Raw genomic sequence first — 18,384 nt, 5'->3', positions numbered from 1 at the left:
ATAATATATAATATTGTGATGATTTTAACGAAAACGTTTGCGTGGTTCATTGTTTTTTAGTAATTTTGTCGGCAGAAAGCGCAAAAGCTTACTTATTAGTGGGTATTGTGTGAATATGCCGTGAGGCAAAGTTCCTTTGTATAAACAACAAAATCAAATATTTAATTAATTAAATTTCAACATTTTATGTGGTTAATCAATTCATCAATTGGTCGTAAGGTTGTGATGTCCGTAACGGGTATCGCGCTGATCCTGTTCCTGACATTCCACGGATGCATGAACATTGTTGCGCTGTTCTCTGGCGAGGCTTACAACTGGATTTGTGAAGCTCTTGGTGCCAACTGGTATGCTGTAGTAGCTACCTTGGGATTGGCTGCCTTGGCAGTAATTCACATTGTTTATGCATTCATCCTGACCGCACAGAACCGTTCTGCCCGTGGTTCGGAGCGTTATGCTGAGACAGAAAAGCCCGCAAAGGTAGAATGGGCTTCTCAGAACATGCTCGTTCTGGGAATCGTCGTTGTACTGGGTCTGCTGCTCCACTTGTTCAACTTCTGGTACAACATGATGTTTGCCGAGCTTATCGGTACCACCATGGGTCATCTGCCTTCAGATGGTTTCGCCTTTATCATCGACACGTTCCAGAACCCAGTCTATGTAGTGCTCTACATCGTTTGGTTGGTAGCTCTGTGGTTCCACCTGACCCACGGATTCTGGTCAGCCATGCAGACTATCGGTATCAGCGGCAAACTTTGGTTCAACCGTTGGCGCGTTATCGGCAACATCTATGTGACTCTGCTCATCCTTGCTTTCATAGCAGTAGTAGTAGCTTTCGCTGCTGGACTTGCTCCCAGCCTGTGGTAGTATAGAGCAGGATTAATGTCAAATCTTTAATTACTTTTGAATTATGGCAAAACAAATAGATTCAAAAATCCCTGCCGGACCAGTAGCCGACAAATGGAAAGAGTATAAGGCTCATCAGCGTCTGGTCAACCCAAAGAATAAACTGAAACTCGACGTCATCGTGGTTGGTACCGGTCTTGCCGGTGCTTCTGCCGCAGCCTCTTTGGGTGAGATGGGTTTCAATGTTATCAACCTCTGCATTCAGGATTCTCCCCGTCGTGCACACTCTATCGCAGCACAGGGCGGTATCAATGCAGCCAAATGTTATCAGAACGACGGCGACTCAGTATATCGTCTGTTCTACGACACCGTAAAGGGCGGTGACTACCGTGCCCGCGAAGCCAACGTATATCGTCTGGCAGAGGTGTCAAACAATATCATCGACCAGTGTGTAGCTCAGGGCGTACCTTTCGCACGTGAGTACGGCGGCATGCTCGCCAACCGTTCGTTCGGTGGTGCACAGGTATCACGTACATTCTATGCAAAGGGTCAGACCGGTCAGCAGCTTCTGCTCGGTGCCTACAGCTCACTCTCTTGCCAAGTACAAGCTGGTAAGGTGAAGCTCTACACCCGCTATGAAATGGAAGACGTAGTAATCGTTGACGGACGTGCACGCGGTATCATCGCCAAGAACCTTGTGACCGGCGAACTCGAGCGCTTCACCGCCAATGCCGTAGTAATCGCTACTGGTGGATACGGAAACACCTACTTCCTTTCTACCAATGCTATGGGATGTAACTGCACCGCAGCAGTACAGTGCTACCGCAAGGGCGCATACTTCGCAAACCCCTCTTACGTACAGATTCACCCCACCTGTATCCCCGTACACGGCGACAAGCAGTCTAAGTTGACCCTGATGTCAGAGTCACTCCGTAACGATGGACGTATCTGGGTTCCTAAGAAACTTGAAGACGCTAAAGCCCTTCAGGCTGGCACCAAGCAGGGATGGGAAATTCCAGAGGAAGACCGCGACTACTATCTTGAGCGTCGCTATCCAGCCTTCGGTAACCTCGTACCCCGTGACGTAGCCTCACGTGCAGCAAAGGAGCGTTGCGACAAGGGCTACGGTGTAAACAATACCGGACTTGCCGTATTCCTTGACTTCTCTGAGTCTATCAACCGTCTCGGCCTCGACGTTATCATGCAGCGTTATGGCAACCTCTTCGATATGTATGAGGAAATCACCGACGTATTCCCTGGCGATGTAGCCAACGAAATCAACGGTGTGAAGTACTACAAGCCCATGATGATTTATCCCGCCATCCACTATACCATGGGTGGTATCTGGGTTGACTACGAGCTGCAGACCACCATCCCCGGTCTGTTCGCCATTGGTGAGTGTAACTTCTCTGACCACGGTGCAAACCGCCTCGGTGCTTCGGCATTGATGCAGGGTCTGGCCGACGGATACTTCGTATTGCCTTACACCATCCAGAACTACCTGGCCGACCAGGCTGTATGGGCAAAGGTTCCCACAGATCTTCCCGAATTTGAGGAAGCTGAGAAGGCTGTCAACGCTGAAATCGACCGTCTGCTCAATATCAAGGGTAAGCGCTCAGTTGACTCAATCCATAAAGAACTCGGCCACATCATGTGGGAATATGTAGGTATGGGTCGCACCGCAGAGGGACTGAAAGAAGGTTTGAAGAAGATGCACGAGCTCGAAAAAGAGTTCGACACCAACCTCTTCGTACCCGGTAAGAAGGAAGGACTCAATGTCGAACTCGACAAAGCCATCCACCTCCGCGACTTCTTCACCATGGGTGAACTCGTAGCTTTCGACGCTCTTTCACGCAACGAATCTTGCGGTGGACACTTCCGCGAGGAATATCAGACCGAGGAAGGCGAAGCTAAGCGCGACGACGAGAATTACTTCTATGTAGGTTGCTGGGAGTACAAGGGCAAAGGCAACGAACCCGAACTCATCAAAGAGCCACTGGAGTATGAGGCAATCAAGGTACAAACACGTAACTATAAGAACTAAGCATCATGAATATATCATTTACCATCAAGTTCTGGCGTCAGAACGGACCCAAAGACCAGGGCCACTTCGATACTCACGAGATGAAGGACATCCCCGATGACACCTCATTCCTCGAGATGCTGGATATCCTCAATGAGGAACTCATCAACGAAGGCCAGGAGCCTTTCGTATTCGACCACGACTGCCGCGAGGGTATCTGCGGTATGTGCTCGCTCTATATCAACGGTACACCACACGGTAAGACCGAACGTGGCGCCACCACCTGCCAGCTTTACATGCGCCGCTTCAAAGACGGCGACGTTATCACCGTAGAGCCTTGGCGCTCGGCAGCCTTCCCCGTTATCAAAGACTGTATGGTTGACCGTGGAGCCTTCGATAAGATCATGCAGGCAGGTGGATACACCACCGTGCGCACCGGTCAGGCTCAGGATGCCAACGCTATCCTCATCCCGAAGGAAGACGCCGACGAGGCTATGGACTGCGCTTCATGCATCGGTTGTGGTGCTTGCGTAGCCGCTTGTAAGAACGGTTCTGCCATGCTCTTCGTATCATCTAAGGTTAGCCAGCTCGCACTCCTTCCACAAGGTCGCGTAGAGGCTGCACGCCGTGTGAAGAACATGGTTGCCAAGATGGACGAACTCGGATTTGGTAACTGCACCAATACCCGTGCCTGCGAAGCAGTTTGCCCGAAGAACGAGACCATCAGCAACATTGCACGTCTGAATCGTGAGATGATCAAGGCAAAACTTGCCGATTGATCTGATTCTTAGATAATTTATCACTTGAACCGTATCAGTCCCTATTGGACATGATACGGTTCATTTCATTTCCCGTCCCCATATGTTGGTTAGCATAAGCAATAATCCTAAATTCCTCAAATATCATCCCCACCAAGCAGTAGGGTGGTGCAAAGGCGCATACAGAAATGTCGGTTTTCGGTTTTTTCCGACCACTCGACCACACCTATACCATAATTCTTTGGCAATTATATTTTTAATGTTGTGGTCGATGCCCATTTACTCGTGTTTTCGACCACACTTCGACCACACATCCACCACCCGATAATAAAAGAACTTGTTTATAGCATTAGCGTCCTCTAAACGAACGTTATTTTTCGCTTTCCCAAATCACAGGCAAAAGTATTGCAAAACGTTAGACAAGGATATTGCAAAACGTTGGTCAAAGTCTTATCAAACGTTGACAGAGATCTTGCAACCATTGGATAAACGTTTTACCAACCGTTGCGCAAAGATCTTATCAACCATTGTGCAATGGTATTGTCACACGTTGCATAAATGGCCTGTGTGGCGTTTTATAGGAAAATGAGGTATTCCCTAAGGATAGTCGTGCTATGCCCGCTTAGCGCGCCTGTAAATGCTTTCTATGGGTATTGTAGAGCCGTTGACTATCATCTTCGTAGTAATTACTCCATTGGCAATCGCTGTTAGCAAGTTTATATCGCCATTTTGCTATAAGTTAATGTATCATAAATATGTCTTGTGTAACCTGCAGACACTCAACAATAGTTACTTAAAGGTAAGTAACTATCTTCTGATTGCCCTCTTGTGGGAAAGGTAGAAACGTAGTAATTTTGCAGCGTCAAACCAAACAAATACAAAGTATATGAATCAGACAGAATTACAGAAAACAGGCAATGGCTACACCGTAGCTACAGTAGGAAACCTCGCCACCTTTGAAGGTAAGGCCTTTGTGAAAGACATCGTCGGTACTACCGGAATGGAAGTATCGTTTGGAACGCTTGCGCCCGGTCAGGCTATTCCGTTCAATCACTACCACAAACAAAACGAAGAACTCTATATCGTAGTTAGTGGAACAGGTGTATTTACGCTTGATGGCATAGAAGAACCCGTTGCATCTGGCAGTCTGGTGAGAATTGCACCGGCCGTAAGCCGTTGTACCAAGAATACTGGCAACACTCCCTTAGTATATATCTGCATACAAGCCAAAGAAGGTTCTCTTGAACAATATACAGCTACCGATGGTGTGGTAGAAGAATAAGCAAACACACGCAGGATAATTAAAAACCAAGGCGGGGAAGACAATAAACGTGCATCTTCTCCGTTCATGTTTTTATGGAAGATACTACCACAATGTTTCTAAACGAAATGTTTCCCAATTGCCCCGTGCGCAATATCTTGGCACGTGTAGGTGCAAAATGGTCGTTGATAGTGATGCACGAATTGTTGCAACACCACGAACCTATGCGCTTTTCAGCACTCCAAAAATCCATCCCCGACATATCACAAAAGATGCTTACCACCACGCTGCGTGACCTTGAAGCCGATGGATTCATCATCCGTAAGGTATATCCTGAAGTGCCACCACGCACAGAATATAGCATGACACCACGTGCTTGTTCGTTTATGGAAGCCTGTCGTCCTATGATACAATGGGCCATCGACAATTTCTCCGCCATCATCAAAGACCGTGAAAGCCGCGGTTAGTTCGTCTTTCTTCAGTCGTCACCACTTTCTCTGTTACTACAGCTTTTGTCGTGATGTCACGTATGTCATAGGCATCGTCCCCCTTCATCTTGTTGCCAACATATATTTTTTCTTTTTCTTCTGCTTATTATTTCCGTTTGTACCATTTTATAAGAGCTATATGAACATAAGAGAATAAAAATTAAAACCGATAGCCTTTTATATTTTATAAGGTGTAAATGGCACAAAAAATAGGGGTTTAAAGTTCCAAAATATATGGTATGGCAAAAAAGTGGGTATGTAGTGTGGCTATACAATATTTGCTTTCGCTTGCAAAATGTTGTACCTTTGCAATCGCAAGTCAGACGTCAGACACGCAAGAGAAAAAACACAAGTTTAACCTTTAAAAGAAAAACACTATGAGCATTAATTACGAAGTTTACAAGAACAACAATTCAAAGAACAGCGCCTATGGAAAGTATTTTGGTCGTGTAGTAATCAAGTCTATTGTCGATACCGATACTCTTGCCGACCTCATCCAGCAAAACGTATCAGTCAAGGAGTCGGATGTTTATGCCGTACTGAAGGAGTTGAAGAATGCCGTTCGTCAGTCTTTCGACAACGGAAATGCGGTTCGCATCGAAGGCTTGGGCATCTTCAAGCCCACCATTTCCACTTCCTGTGTGGAAAAGGCAGCCGACTTTTCTGCCACCAACATACGCAAGAAGAAGATCCGTTTCATCCCCGAAACCGTCACCGAGCCCATGTCTCTGACTCGTACTGTTGATGGCAAGGTGGTAACTGTCAATACCCGCGTGCGCATCAAGAAGTTGTTGCAAGGTGTTAAGTTTACTGAGTGTCGCAAGTATGCAGCACCTGAAACCAACAAAGAGTAGGCCTGTTGCACTATCATGAAAGTCAATCGCAAATGATAGAAATCCCCTTCTTATAAGTTCGCCCCATCCGTAATCATGCGGATGGGGCGATTTTTTTTATCTCGTAATCGGACGTTTGATCGAAAGATGGTATTGCTGATTGTTGTTTTAGTCGTTTTTGATGCGTATTTCGCAGTTGTCGAGCGATTCAATAATCGCCATCGACTCTATCTGGCTGATACCCTCTTTCTGGAGCAGTTCCCTTCCGTGTTGGAACTCTTTTTCAATGATAAATCCCATGCCCTCTATAGTAGCGCCAGCCTGTCGGCATAGGTCAATCACACCCTTACCAGCATTTCCGTATGCCAAGAAGTCGTCAATGAAGAGCACATGATCTTCCGGACCGAGATATTCCTTGCTGATCACAACGGTATAGTCACGTTGTTTGGTAAACGATGTCACGGTGGTGGAATACATATCGTTCATGGTCGAAGGTTTTTTCTTCTTGACAAACACTACAGGCAGCTCCATCATATATCCCAACATGATAGCCGGCGCAATGCCAGAAGCCTCTATGGTGATAATCTTGTTGACGGGCTTGTGTGCGAAACGTTTGATAAACTCCACAGCAATCTGTTTCATCAGGTAAGGGTCCATCTGATGGTTGATGAACCTATCTACTTTGAGTATGCCTCCTTCGAAGCATCTTCCATCCTTGAGGATGCGGTCGCGTAATACTTTTAATGCCATTTTCTGTTACGTTGTAGTTATTTTGTGCAAAAGTAAGACTATTTTTGCAATTATCCAACGATAGCGGCGGAATGATGGTTGTTTTATAGAAAAAATATGCTATCTTTGTTGCATGAATAACAAAACAACGATAGAAATACGTCCTGCCCGTATTGAGCAGTCGGCAGCCATTGCACGATTGGTGATGATGGCAATGACGGAAGAGTGCTGTCTTCACTTCTGTGGTGAGGGTGCCACGATTGATGATTTTCTCACGATGATGACGTTGCTGGTGGAGCGCGAAGACAGCCAGTATAGTTATTGCAACACGCTGGTGGCTATGGATGGCGACAGTGTGGTAGGTGCGTTAGTGTGTTATGATGGCGGCGAGCTCCGTGAGTTGCGCCAGCAGTTTGTGCGTTATGCCCTTGAATATCTGCATCGGGATCATTCCAATCTCGATGATGAGACGCAGGCAGGCGAACTTTATATCGACAGTTTGGCAGTAGATCCCGTCTATCGTGGTCGTGGTATTGCCACCCATTTGCTCAATGCTTCCTTGGAAAGAGCACGTCATATGGGCCTTCCTGGTGTTGGACTGCTTGTAGATAAAGGCAATCCCAATGCCGAACGCCTATATTTATCTTGCGGATTCCGCTATGTTGACGACAACCAATGGGGTGGCCATGCCATGCGCCATTTGGTGCGTCCTGTAGAATGACCTCTCAAACGCTTTTTGGTTAAGCCCCAATCGGTCATTAGACCATCTATATGATTATTGCAGTCTTTTGTGTTTTATGAGGTGATTTTAGTCCGTTTTGTAATTGTCATAGCATGCTACGATTCATTCAAAGCCGAACAATATCCATCTTCCAAAAAATACAAGATCAAGCCAATCATACCAATAGATTTGGGGTAAATACGACTGGTTGGCCGTTGATGATTAGAATTTAATCATCAGTTCGGCCACCAGTTTATCTTGTTCACTCTCTTTGGCAATACCGCCGTTGGGATACCAATACCGCTCGTAGTTGAGATGAATTTCTGTGGGAAGGTATGGGTTGCGGATGCCGAAGGTCAGTCCCAGTGTCATGCGATGGCGTGCATAGTCGCTGATTTTCAATCGTGTGGTTTCGTTGTTGTCCGCATCGAGTTCAAATCCTTTCTTACCGTCAGCATGGTTGCCCATATAGTCGTAACGAGCCAGGTATGATACGCTTTGCATGAACCAGTCCTTGTTTTTTATAGGCATTTTGTAGATGACCATGGCGTTCACGGCGTCACAGTCGTCGAAAGCATCGTGTGCATATTGTTTGTGTAGGTATTCAGCTTCGAGGTGCCATCCGTTAGTTTCGTAGAAAGCGCCGAAGTCAAGCGATGTATATTCAGCTTTTCGGTCGGCAATAGCAGTATGCTGAATGCTAGGCACGATAGCCAGTCCTTTTACTGGAAACCATTGCAGTCGTGCAGAGTAGTTCAAGTCTTTGTTCCATGCAGTCTTTTGGTTGTCGAGGTTGCTACCGTTGAACATTCCCGCATCTGCAATTGCCAGAGTTCGTCCCTCTTTGTTTTTGAAGGTATATCCCAGTTGCAGTCCCACGTCGCGCATATCTCCCACCTGTTTGGCGATGAAGCTACGGTTGGCGAAATACTGGTTGGCAGGATTGCGGTGTGCGTCGATGGTGAAAGGCAAACGCTGTTGTCCGATGCTGACTCGCAGTTGTTTCCATGGCAACAGTCTTACCCATGCGTCCTTCATCTTGATGGATGATTCGTCGCATAGATCGACCTCCAGTTTGTATTCCGACCGTTTCGACAGTTTACCGCTGATACTCATTCGTGCGTTTCTCACCTCAAATCGTCCAGCATTCATCTCCGGTTGATACTCGTATTTACCGCGCAACACACCGTGTAGGTTTACCAAGCTGTCTCGTTGTTGCGCGTGACAGATAGCTGTACCTATAATATATAAGAGTACAACGAGGATTGCCAATCTGATCCATCCCACTATAGTGCGGATGTGATCTGCTTTCTTTTCATCCATAATGTAATAATTGTCTTTCATTTTTTGTTTGTTTTGTTATTCTGCTGCAAAGGTAAAACGACGGTGTTACGGAAAAGTGTCGAACATGTTAAGAACGTGTTACAGTCGAGCGCTGTAACAGAAATGTAACAAGGTTGTCACACGGCTGTAATCTCTGTGACGTAATTTTGCGGCAGAAATCAACAAAATATATCAAATAAAAGATGGAAACAATCTACATCGTAATTGTCGCATTCCTGCTGATACTGGCAGTATTCGACCTTTTCGTCGGAGTCAGCAACGACGCCGTAAACTTTCTGCAGTCTGCCATTGGCGCCAAGGCAGCTCGCTTTCGTACCGTATTGATAGTAGCATCCGTTGGTGTTGCTGTAGGCGCTATAATGTCGGCAGGCATGATGGATGTTGCCCGTCATGGCATCATGCACCCTGTCAACTATTCGTTTTATGAGGTGATGGTGGTGTTTCTTGCCGTGATGGTGACCGATGTCATCATTCTCGACGTGTTCAACACCTTAGGCCTTCCCACCTCAACCACCGTATCTTTGGTATTTGAACTGTTGGGTGGTACCTTCATTCTGGCACTTGTGAAGATGGCAGGCGATCCCACTTTGGAACTTTCCGACCTTCTCAATAGCGACAAAGCCCTATCGGTCATTGTTGCCATCTTTGTCAGTGTAGCCATAGCCTTTGTTTGTGGTGTATTGGTACAATGGCTATCGCGTATCATCTTCACGTTCCGCACCAAGAATCACAAGGTAGCCGAGTCGGTATTTGGAGGTATCTCGTTTGCCATTCTTGCCTACTTTGTGTTTATCAAGGGCTTGTCAAAGTCGCCTGTGTTTGCAACTGATGCCAAAGTGTGGATAGATGCCAATACCACGATGTTGCTGGGCGCTGTCTTTGCCGCCACCACTTTATTATCCTATCTGTTGTTGCTGATGCGTGTCAGCGTGTTCCGCTTGGTTGTGTTGATGGGCACTTTCGCCCTCGCCATGGCATTTGCCGGCAACGACCTCGTCAACTTTATTGGTGTTCCTCTTGCCGGTTTGTCATCCTATCAAGATTGGGTAAGCCACGGTGCTGGCAATGTTGATACGTTTATGATGGGTTCCTTGATGGAATCCGCCAAGTCTCCGTTCCTTTATCTGATGATAGCCGGTGGTATTATGATTTTTGCCATGGCCACTTCTAAGAAGGCACAGAATGTAGTAAAGACCTCTGTCGATTTGAGTCGTCAGGACGAGAGCGATGAAATGTTTGGTACTTCTCGCGCCGCTCGCAGTATCGTTCGCGTCACACAGGAGTGCGGTCAGTTTCTTGTGCGCTATTTGCCCAAGGGCATGATGCAGCGCATTGACAGCCGTTTCAACAAGGAAGAAGTCGTTTTGAAAGACGGTGCCGCCTTCGATATGGTTCGTGCTGCCGTCAACTTGGTATTGGCTTCAGTACTGATTGTTATCGGAACCAACTTCAAGTTGCCCCTCTCTACTACCTATGTCACTTTCATGGTAGCCATGGGTACCAGTCTTGCCGACCGCGCTTGGAGTCGCGAGAGTGCTGTGTTCCGTGTGACCGGTGTGCTGAGTGTGATTGGTGGATGGTTTGTCACCGCCGGTGTAGCCTTCGCCACCTGTGCTTTAGTCTGCCTGACCATCTATTTTGGAGGTTTCATCGCCATGTTTGCCTTCATGGCACTCGCCGTTTTCCTGCTTATTCGCAGCAATATCCAGTATGCCCGCAAGGCCAAGAAGGCGAGTCCCGAAGATGCTTCGTTCAAGTTGATGATGCGCAGTCGCGATCCAGAGATCGTTTGGGATGTGCTTTGCAAACATGTGAGTCGCACACAGAGCGGCACCTGCGAGTTTGCCCTCGACCAGTATAACGATATTGTGGAGAGTTTCTCCGACCAGAATCTTCGTGGTCTTCGTCGCGTACATCGCGCGCTAAACGATAAATTGGATGAGTTGACCAAGATACGCCGCCGTGAATTTTTAGCCTTGCGCCGTTCTCCATCCCAGATTTCTCTTGAGCGCAATACCTGGTTTCACCTTGGATTCAACAGCAACCAGCAGTATATCTACTGTCTGAAACGTATGCTCGATCCCGCCAAGGAACATGTTGACAACAATTTCACTCCGCTGCCACAGAGCTACCGCGACGAGTTTGAACCCATGCGCCAGCGCATCAACGACTTGATGAAGACCACCGCCCAGATGCTCGACACCCGCCGTTTCGACCGTTACCGCGAGACGATGCTCGAAGCCGACAGTTGCAAAAACACGCTGTCAGTCTATCGTAAGCGCCATATCGACCGCATGCAGCGCTCTACCAACAGTGCCGAATACAAAGTATCGCTCATCTATTTGAACATCCTCCAGGAGAGTCAGGAGCTTCTGAGCATCATGCGTCACCAGTTGCGTGCAGGCAAAAAACTGCTAAAACCCGATGAAGAAGAGGTTTTGGTTGATTTTTAATCATGAAACGTAGCAACATACGCAAAAAATCACTATATTTGCAACGATGAAAGAAGATAATAAGACCTATAAGATACTCGTAATAGATGACGAACAAAACCTATGCGAGATACTTGCTTATAACCTCCGTAACGACGGTTATGAGGTGACCGAGGCCAATTCAGCCGAAGAGGCATTGGAGTTGCCGTTGGCAGCTTTCGACCTCATGTTGCTCGATGTGATGATGGGAGGCATGTCGGGATTTGACTTGGCACGCCGCCTCAAAACCGAGGAAAAGACAGCTCATATCCCCATCATCTTCCTTACGGCCAAGGATACCGAGCAGGACATGCTCCACGGCTTTGGCCTTGGTGCCGACGATTACATAGCCAAACCCTTCCGCATTATGGAGGTGTTGGCACGTGTAAAGGCAGTGCTCAACCGTAGCACACACAGCACGCAGGTATCGCCCGAAACGCTGCGTTACGATCACCTGGTGCTCAATCTCAACACCAAGACCGTTTCGGTAGATGGCGAGGAAGTGGCATTTACCAAGACCGAATTTGAATTGTTGCGCCTGTTGTTGGAGCATAAGGGTCGTGTGTTCTCTCGTCAGGAACTCATCGACCATGTTTGGCCCAGCGATGTGATGGTGCTCGACCGCACCGTCGATGTAAATATCACCCGAATGCGCAAGAAGATAGGTCGCTATGCCCCGTGCATCAGCACGCGTTTGGGCTACGGCTATTACTTCAATCCCTAATCTGAAAGTATCCGTTCGGTGTCAGACAATGACTGTTTGACACCGTTCGGTCATCAGATACCAACGCACAGAACATATCAATTCCATCATCACCTCTTCTTCGGTATTAGTGCCGAAAAACAACGAAAACCCTTTATCATCATGTCGATAGGCAATAAGTTTTCCTTGCAGATCATATCTGTATTCTGCATTTTTGCTGTGGTGTTCATCCTTTTCCAGCATCACCGTGAGAAAGAATTTAAGATAGAGCGCCTCAACACACAGTTGCAAGACTACAACGAGCAACTCTGTCAGTCGCTAACAGCTGCAGGCGATCACTCCGAACCCGCTATTGCCAGTTTTGAGCGCCGCCACCACATGCCTGGTTTGCGACTCACGCTGATTAGCGAGCAAGGTTATGTGCTCTATGACAACACGCGCAAAGACTATGGCGACATGGGCAACCACCTGCAGCGCAAAGAGGTGCAAGAGGCATTGACACAGGGCAACGGTTCCGACATAGACCGCCGCAGTGCCAGTACGGGCAAGGAATACTTCTATTCAGCATCTTATTTTCCCAAGCAACACTATATTGTGCGTTCGGCATTGCCCTACGACCACACCCTGACCGAAGCACTCCAAGCCGAGCAACGCTACATTTGGGTGGCCCTTGTCATTGTGGCATTGCTGTCGTTTCTGCTGTTCCGTTTCGGCAAGCGTCTCGATCGCAACATCAACCAACTGCGCATCTTTGCCCAGCGAGCAGCCGCCAATGAGAGTCTTGACGTAGAGGACTTGGCAGAGTTTCCCGGCGACGAACTGGGTGAGATAGCCGAGCGCATCATCAAAATCTACCGTCGTTTGCAATACACCAAAGAGGAGCAAAACCGACTGAAACACGAACTCATACAGAATGCAGCCCACGAATTGAAAACCCCAGTGGCAAGTATTCAAGGCTATATCGAGACCATTCTGACCGATACCAAGATGACCGAGGAGAATCGCCAACTGTTCTTGGAGCGCAGTTTTGCACAGACGCAGCGTCTGACAGCCATTCTTCAAGACATCTCAACGCTTCACCGACTCGATTCCGGAACCATCGCCTACGAGTTCGAACCCGTTGACATCTACGAAACCGTCAGTCACATTCAGCAGGAAACAGCCCTCCAGTTGTCCGGGCGCCGCATGACATTTGTCAATCAACTGCCATCGCCACTCATCGTGCGAGGCAATGCTTCGCTGCTCTACAGCATCTTCCGCAATCTCACCGACAATGCCATTGCCTATGCCGGCGATGGCACCACCATCACGCTGACCGCCCGTCAGACCGGCGACTATTGGCATTTCTGTTTCTCCGACAATGGCGTAGGTATTCCGCAGGAGCATCTCATGCGCATTTTCGAGCGTTTCTATCGTGTGGATAAAGGTCGTAGCCGCAAGATGGGAGGCACCGGGCTGGGTCTTGCCATTGTAAAGAATGCTGTTATCATGCATGGCGGCACCATTACAGCCTGTCGCAACGAGGGTTCAGGAGTACGCTTTGTGTTTGACATACACTGTTGATAGATAGCTTGTTGAGGCTTGTTGGCAGTTGTGTGAAAGTTTCCTCTCTCTGCAAATTCAATTGATTTGCTGAGTAAATTCAATTGATTTGCTGAGTAAATCAATTTAATTTGCAAACCAACACAATAGGCACACACCATCATGACAAGATATTTGACCGTGCCAAGTCATATTTGCGTGACATCAGGATAATATCATTAGTTAGAGCCAAGCCATACGGTTTTTAGTTGTATGGCTATGGCTTTTTTGTTGCAACAATGTTGCTTGTGATGGGTGAAACACAAGAAAAACAGTTTTTTCCTTTGTGTTTTGCTTACTTAATCGTACCTTTGCGACAAGGAAATAACAACCATTATGAGTATGATAAATTTAGAGTTGCTTACCATAGATGTTTGTGCCGTGGCAAGAAGAGTGGCAGAATACATTCGCAACGAACGTCGCAACTTCAATCAAAACTGCGTGGAACACAAACAAGCACACGATTATGTGTCGTATGTGGATAAGCAGTCGGAAGAAAAAATCGTTGCCCAACTGCGACAACTATTGCCCGACGCAGGTTTCATCACTGAAGAGAAATCGGCAACCTATCAAGGAGAAGACTACTGTTGGGTGGTTGACCCACTGGACGGAACAACCAATTTCATACACGCCTTTTCTCCTTATGCCGTGAGTATCGCACTGATAAGCGGAAAAGAGATACTCCTTGGCGTGGTGTGTGATGTGCCCACAGCCTCTTGCTACTATGCCTGGAAGGGCGGGGGAGCATGGATGAACGGCAACCGTATACATGTCAGTGACCGTCACCTCGATGATGCGCTGCTCTGTCTGCAATTGCCCTACAACAACGAAGCCTACAATCCCGTTGCGAAACATCTCATCGACACCTTCTATGGCCGGGTAGCAAGCATCCGCATGATAGGATCTGCCGCCATAGCACTATGTCTGGTGGCACAGGGATGCCTCGATGGCTATATGGAGAAGTATATCGGTCAGTGGGACTATATGGCAGGTGCCATCATCGTCAATGAGGCAGGTGGACGAGTCAGCAACTATGCCGGTAGCACCGATTTCACTGAGGGCAACGATGTTGTAGCCACTAACAGACTTGTCCACGACGATATGTTGAAAGCTGTTGCAGGAGTCTGAAAAGATGTCAAATGGTAGCTAAATGCCCCTTGAAATGTTATTTTCTGTTGCAAACCAACGTATTGTGGCATAAATTGTTTACCTTTGCATAGCATACTAATAAAGAATACAGCAAACAATAGTACAATATAAAACAAGAAACGAAAGATGAAAATAGCATTGATAGGCTACGGCAAGATGGGCAAGATGATAGAACAGATAGCCCGCGAGCGTGGCCACGAGATTGTGAGCATTATCGATATCGACAATCAGCAAGATTTTGATTCACCCCAATTCCAGTCGGCAGATGTCGCCATTGAGTTCACCGCACCACAGGCAGCCTATGGCAACTATCTCAAAGCATTTAGTCACGGTGTCAAAGTGGTAAGCGGTTCGACCGGATGGATGAAAGACCATGGCGATGATGTGCGTCGCATGTGCTGCGAAGAAGGTCAGACACTCTTCTGGGCATCCAATTTCTCCATCGGTGTAGCCATCTTCTCGGCTGTCAACCGCTATCTCGCAAAGATCATGAACCAGTTCCCACAGTATGATGTGGAGATGGAAGAAACCCACCACGTGCATAAGCTCGACCATCCCAGCGGTACAGCCATCACACTTGCCGACGAGATCGTGGAGCGTATCGACCGCAAGGAAGCATGGGCAGAAGAGACCACCGACCCCAAAATGCTGCGTGTGGATCATATCCGTCGCGGCGAGGTGGCAGGCATACACACCGTGCGCTACGACTCGGATGCCGACATTATCACCATCACCCACGATGCCCATAGCCGCAAAGGCTTCGCACTTGGTGCCGTGCTTGCTGCCGAATACACCAAAGACCATCAGGGACTGCTTACCATATCAGACATGTTTAAATTCTAAATCATGGAGAAGAAAGAAAAGGAAAAACTCAATATGAAGGTGCAATGGACTAAGTTTGCCATTGTCATCATCCTCTATCTCTTGTTTCTCGTATGGTTGAAATCATGGCTCGGACTCATCGTCGTACCATTCATCTACGATATCTATATCACCAAGAAGATACGTTGGCAGTGGTGGAAAGACGCTGAAGGCCCCGTCAAGTTCATCATGTCGTGGATCGATGCACTGGTGTTTGCACTCGTGGCAGTATATTTCATCAACCTGTTCTTCTTTCAGAACTATGTCATTCCATCAAGTTCACTTGAGAAATCACTGCTGACGGGCGACTACCTCTTCGTTTCGAAGATGAGCTACGGACCACGCATTCCAGAAACACCACTCACACTTCCACTCACACAGCATACACTGCCCATCTTCGAGTGTAAGAGCTATATCGAATGGCCACACTGGGACTACCGTCGAGCCAAAGGTTTTGGAAAAGTGAAACTCAACGATATCGTGGTGTTCAACTATCCTGCCGGCGACACCCTGTGTGCCGCACCACAATATCAAGCCCACGATTTCTATCAACTCTGTTATCAGTTGGGATACCAGATATATCCGCAGCGTCCAAATCCAGACTCGCTCTCTGCCATGCAGCGCCGCATGTATTTCGACTTCATCTATCAGGCAGGCAGACAGGAAGTGGAGCGCAATCAGGCTGAATACGGAGAAATCATTACCCGACCAGCCGACCGCCGCGAAAACTATGTGAAGCGCTGCGTAGGACTGCCCGGACAGACCCTGCAAATCAAAAACCGCATTGTCTATCTCGACGGCAAAGCCAACAAAGAGCCCGACAATGTGCAGTATGCCTACAATCTGAAGCTCAAGCAAAACCTGCCCGAAGAACTCATGGAAGACTTAGGTATTACCATGGAAGACCTCATGTCGCTCAATACGGCAGGATATATGCCTTTGACAAAACGCGCCGTCAGCACACTTGCCAAGAGAAAAGATCTGGTGGAGAGCATCAAAATATCTGATGACAACAGCACACTCGACATCTACCCACTCAACGGCAATACCCACTGGACTCGCGACAACTATGGTCCGGTATGGATACCCGCTAAGGGACAATCCATCCAACTGACACTCGATAACCTGCCCATCTACGAGCGTTGCATACGCACCTACGAAGGAAATACCCTCGAAGTGGCTGACGGGAAAATCATCATCAACGGTAAGGTGGCAACAAGCTATACCTTCAAGCTCGACTACTACTGGATGATGGGCGACAACCGCCATAACTCGCTCGACTCAAGATACTGGGGATTTGTGCCCGAAGACCATATCGTGGGCAAGCCCATCTTCATCTGGTGGAGCAGCGATCCCGATAGAAACGGTTTCGGCGGCATACGTTGGAGCAGATTGTTCCGCTTTGTTGATAACATTAAATAGTATATAATGGCTAATTGGCTGAAGTTCGTGATAGCTCTTGCATCGGCATTCCTGCTGATGCTGGCATTTCGCGCTTTAGCCTTCACGCTATATACCGTGGACGGACGAGCACTCGCACCGGTATTCATCAACGGCGACAGACTCATCGTCAGCCGATGGAGTTACGGCTTGCGCATAGATGGCGGACGACTGTTGCCCTACAGCCGACTGCTGCGCGAAGGCGTCAGACGCGGCGATATCGTGGCATTCGACATGCCAGGCGACTCTGTCAAAGGCATCTGTGTGGCACGCTGTACCGCCATTCCTGGCGATACCATCCACACCACCAACGGACCGCTGATAGTCCCCGGACGCATCACATGCAGCGCCTTCGACTACTATTGGCTCGAAGCTATTGCCGATGACAACCCCGTAGATTCACGCCATTTGGGATTCATCAGCGAGCGCAACATCATCGGAAGGGTGGCTGGCATACTCTACAGTCACGACGATACCAAGAATATCTTCGAGGGTTATAGTCCAGAAAGGAGTGCAATATGGTAAAAACGGCAGTATTGCAAACAGCCTATTTCGGTCCTATACAGTGGTATCAGAAGCTCCACCGATACGACCGCACCATCATTGAGCAACACGACTCCTATCAGAAACAAACCTACCGCAACCGCTGTATCATCGCTACGGCCAACGGATTGCAGGCTCTCACAGTGCCCGTAGAACGGTTGGCGGACGGACACGAGGTGAAAGACCTGCGCATCAGCGACCACAACCAGTGGCGCCGCACACACTGGAATGCCCTTCAGAGCGCCTATAGCGAGAGTCCATTCTTTGAATATTATGCCGATGATATCCGCCCATTCTATGAGCGGCGAATCGACTATCTTATTGATTTCAACGAGGAAATCAGACAGACTGTATGCCAGCTGATTGACATCAGTCCCGCCGTGGAATACTCCACGGCATATCTGCCTGCCGATACTGCCCACGGCAAAACGGCACTAACGGCTGTCGGCGATGGATCCTACGACGATTTCAGACAGGTCATCCATGCCAAACATCCTTTGCCCGATGCCGATTTCCAACCTCGGCGCTACTGGCAAGTGTTTGAGTGGCGACACGGATTTCAGTCCAACCTCTCCATCCTCGACCTGCTCTTCTGCATGGGTCCAGAATCTGTATATTATCTATAATCATTATATT

The 18,384-nt window shown here is 48.0% G+C and carries 17 protein-coding genes; 15 read left to right on the top strand and 2 right to left on the bottom strand.

The annotated features are described in order from the left end of the window. Positions 1-186 precede the first annotated feature (186 nt). The 6 genes from CIK89_RS11785 (at position 187) to CIK89_RS11760 (ending at position 6,227) form a co-directional block, all read left to right on the top strand. A complete protein-coding gene (locus CIK89_RS11785) occupies positions 187-864 on the top strand; it encodes a succinate dehydrogenase/fumarate reductase cytochrome b subunit (protein ID WP_094391560.1) in 678 nt (225 codons plus the stop codon). Between the two features lie 43 nt (positions 865-907). Next, positions 908-2,887 carry a fumarate reductase/succinate dehydrogenase flavoprotein subunit gene (locus tag CIK89_RS11780; protein ID WP_094391559.1) on the top strand — a complete coding sequence of 660 codons (1,980 nt, stop codon included), beginning with the start codon at positions 908-910 and terminating at the stop codon, positions 2,885-2,887. Positions 2,888-2,892: 5 nt separating this feature from the next. Further along, a complete protein-coding gene (locus CIK89_RS11775) occupies positions 2,893-3,645 on the top strand; it encodes a succinate dehydrogenase/fumarate reductase iron-sulfur subunit (protein ID WP_094391558.1) in 753 nt (250 codons plus the stop codon). Between the two features lie 865 nt (positions 3,646-4,510). Continuing rightward, positions 4,511-4,906, top strand: coding sequence for a cupin domain-containing protein (locus CIK89_RS11770; protein ID WP_094391557.1), 396 nt, complete (start codon positions 4,511-4,513; stop codon positions 4,904-4,906). Positions 4,907-4,998: 92 nt separating this feature from the next. After that, complete coding sequence (locus CIK89_RS11765) at positions 4,999-5,352, top strand: helix-turn-helix domain-containing protein (protein ID WP_254046681.1); 354 nt, start codon at positions 4,999-5,001, stop codon at positions 5,350-5,352. Positions 5,353-5,750: 398 nt separating this feature from the next. Then, positions 5,751-6,227, top strand: coding sequence for an HU family DNA-binding protein (locus tag CIK89_RS11760; RefSeq protein ID WP_094391555.1), 477 nt, complete (start codon positions 5,751-5,753; stop codon positions 6,225-6,227). Positions 6,228-6,374: 147 nt separating this feature from the next. Here the strand turns inward: CIK89_RS11760 and xpt are convergent, their stop codons facing one another. Continuing rightward, on the bottom strand, positions 6,375-6,956 hold the full coding sequence (gene xpt / locus CIK89_RS11755; RefSeq protein ID WP_094391554.1) for a xanthine phosphoribosyltransferase: 582 nt from the start codon (positions 6,954-6,956) through the stop codon (positions 6,375-6,377). 112 nt (positions 6,957-7,068) lie between these two features. Between xpt and CIK89_RS11750 the strand changes: the two genes are divergently transcribed. Continuing rightward, entirely contained in the window at positions 7,069-7,656 is a 588-nt protein-coding gene (locus CIK89_RS11750) for a GNAT family N-acetyltransferase (protein ID WP_094391553.1), read from the top strand. A 222-nt stretch (positions 7,657-7,878) separates the two neighbouring features. Here CIK89_RS11750 and CIK89_RS11745 read toward each other — a convergent pair whose 3' ends face one another. After that, positions 7,879-9,000, bottom strand: coding sequence for a porin (locus CIK89_RS11745; RefSeq protein WP_094391552.1), 1,122 nt, complete (start codon positions 8,998-9,000; stop codon positions 7,879-7,881). 182 nt (positions 9,001-9,182) lie between these two features. Here CIK89_RS11745 and CIK89_RS11740 point away from each other — a divergent pair, with 182 nt between their 5' ends. The 8 genes from CIK89_RS11740 (at position 9,183) to CIK89_RS11705 (ending at position 18,374) form a co-directional block, all read left to right on the top strand. Then, entirely contained in the window at positions 9,183-11,453 is a 2,271-nt protein-coding gene (locus CIK89_RS11740) for an inorganic phosphate transporter (RefSeq protein WP_094391551.1), read from the top strand. 46 nt (positions 11,454-11,499) lie between these two features. Then, positions 11,500-12,195 (top strand): response regulator transcription factor, encoded by a 696-nt coding sequence (locus tag CIK89_RS11735; RefSeq protein WP_094391550.1) that lies wholly within the window; start codon positions 11,500-11,502, stop codon positions 12,193-12,195. Positions 12,196-12,213: 18 nt separating this feature from the next. Next, on the top strand, positions 12,214-13,737 hold the full coding sequence (locus CIK89_RS11730; RefSeq protein ID WP_254046680.1) for a cell wall metabolism sensor histidine kinase WalK: 1,524 nt from the start codon (positions 12,214-12,216) through the stop codon (positions 13,735-13,737). 360 nt (positions 13,738-14,097) lie between these two features. Then, positions 14,098-14,883 carry an inositol monophosphatase family protein gene (locus CIK89_RS11725; RefSeq protein WP_094391548.1) on the top strand — a complete coding sequence of 262 codons (786 nt, stop codon included), beginning with the start codon at positions 14,098-14,100 and terminating at the stop codon, positions 14,881-14,883. 147 nt (positions 14,884-15,030) lie between these two features. Further along, the gene (gene dapB, locus CIK89_RS11720; RefSeq protein WP_094391547.1) at positions 15,031-15,747 is read left to right on the top strand and encodes a 4-hydroxy-tetrahydrodipicolinate reductase; all 717 of its coding nucleotides are present in this window, start codon (positions 15,031-15,033) and stop codon (positions 15,745-15,747) included. 3 nt (positions 15,748-15,750) lie between these two features. Further along, entirely contained in the window at positions 15,751-17,187 is a 1,437-nt protein-coding gene (gene lepB, locus CIK89_RS11715; protein ID WP_094391546.1) for a signal peptidase I, read from the top strand. Positions 17,188-17,193: 6 nt separating this feature from the next. Further along, positions 17,194-17,730 (top strand): signal peptidase I, encoded by a 537-nt coding sequence (gene lepB / locus CIK89_RS11710; RefSeq protein ID WP_094391545.1) that lies wholly within the window; start codon positions 17,194-17,196, stop codon positions 17,728-17,730. Then, a complete protein-coding gene (locus CIK89_RS11705) occupies positions 17,724-18,374 on the top strand; it encodes a WbqC family protein (protein ID WP_094391544.1) in 651 nt (216 codons plus the stop codon). The genes lepB (CIK89_RS11710) and CIK89_RS11705 overlap by 7 nt, the downstream gene beginning before the upstream one ends. Positions 18,375-18,384 lie beyond the last annotated feature (10 nt).

It is taken from the genome of Prevotella sp. P4-119 (genome assembly GCF_002251345.1).
GTDB lineage: Bacteria > Bacteroidota > Bacteroidia > Bacteroidales > Bacteroidaceae > Prevotella.
Note: the sequence above shows the minus strand (reverse complement) of the source record. Positions and strands in the feature narration are given on the sequence as shown.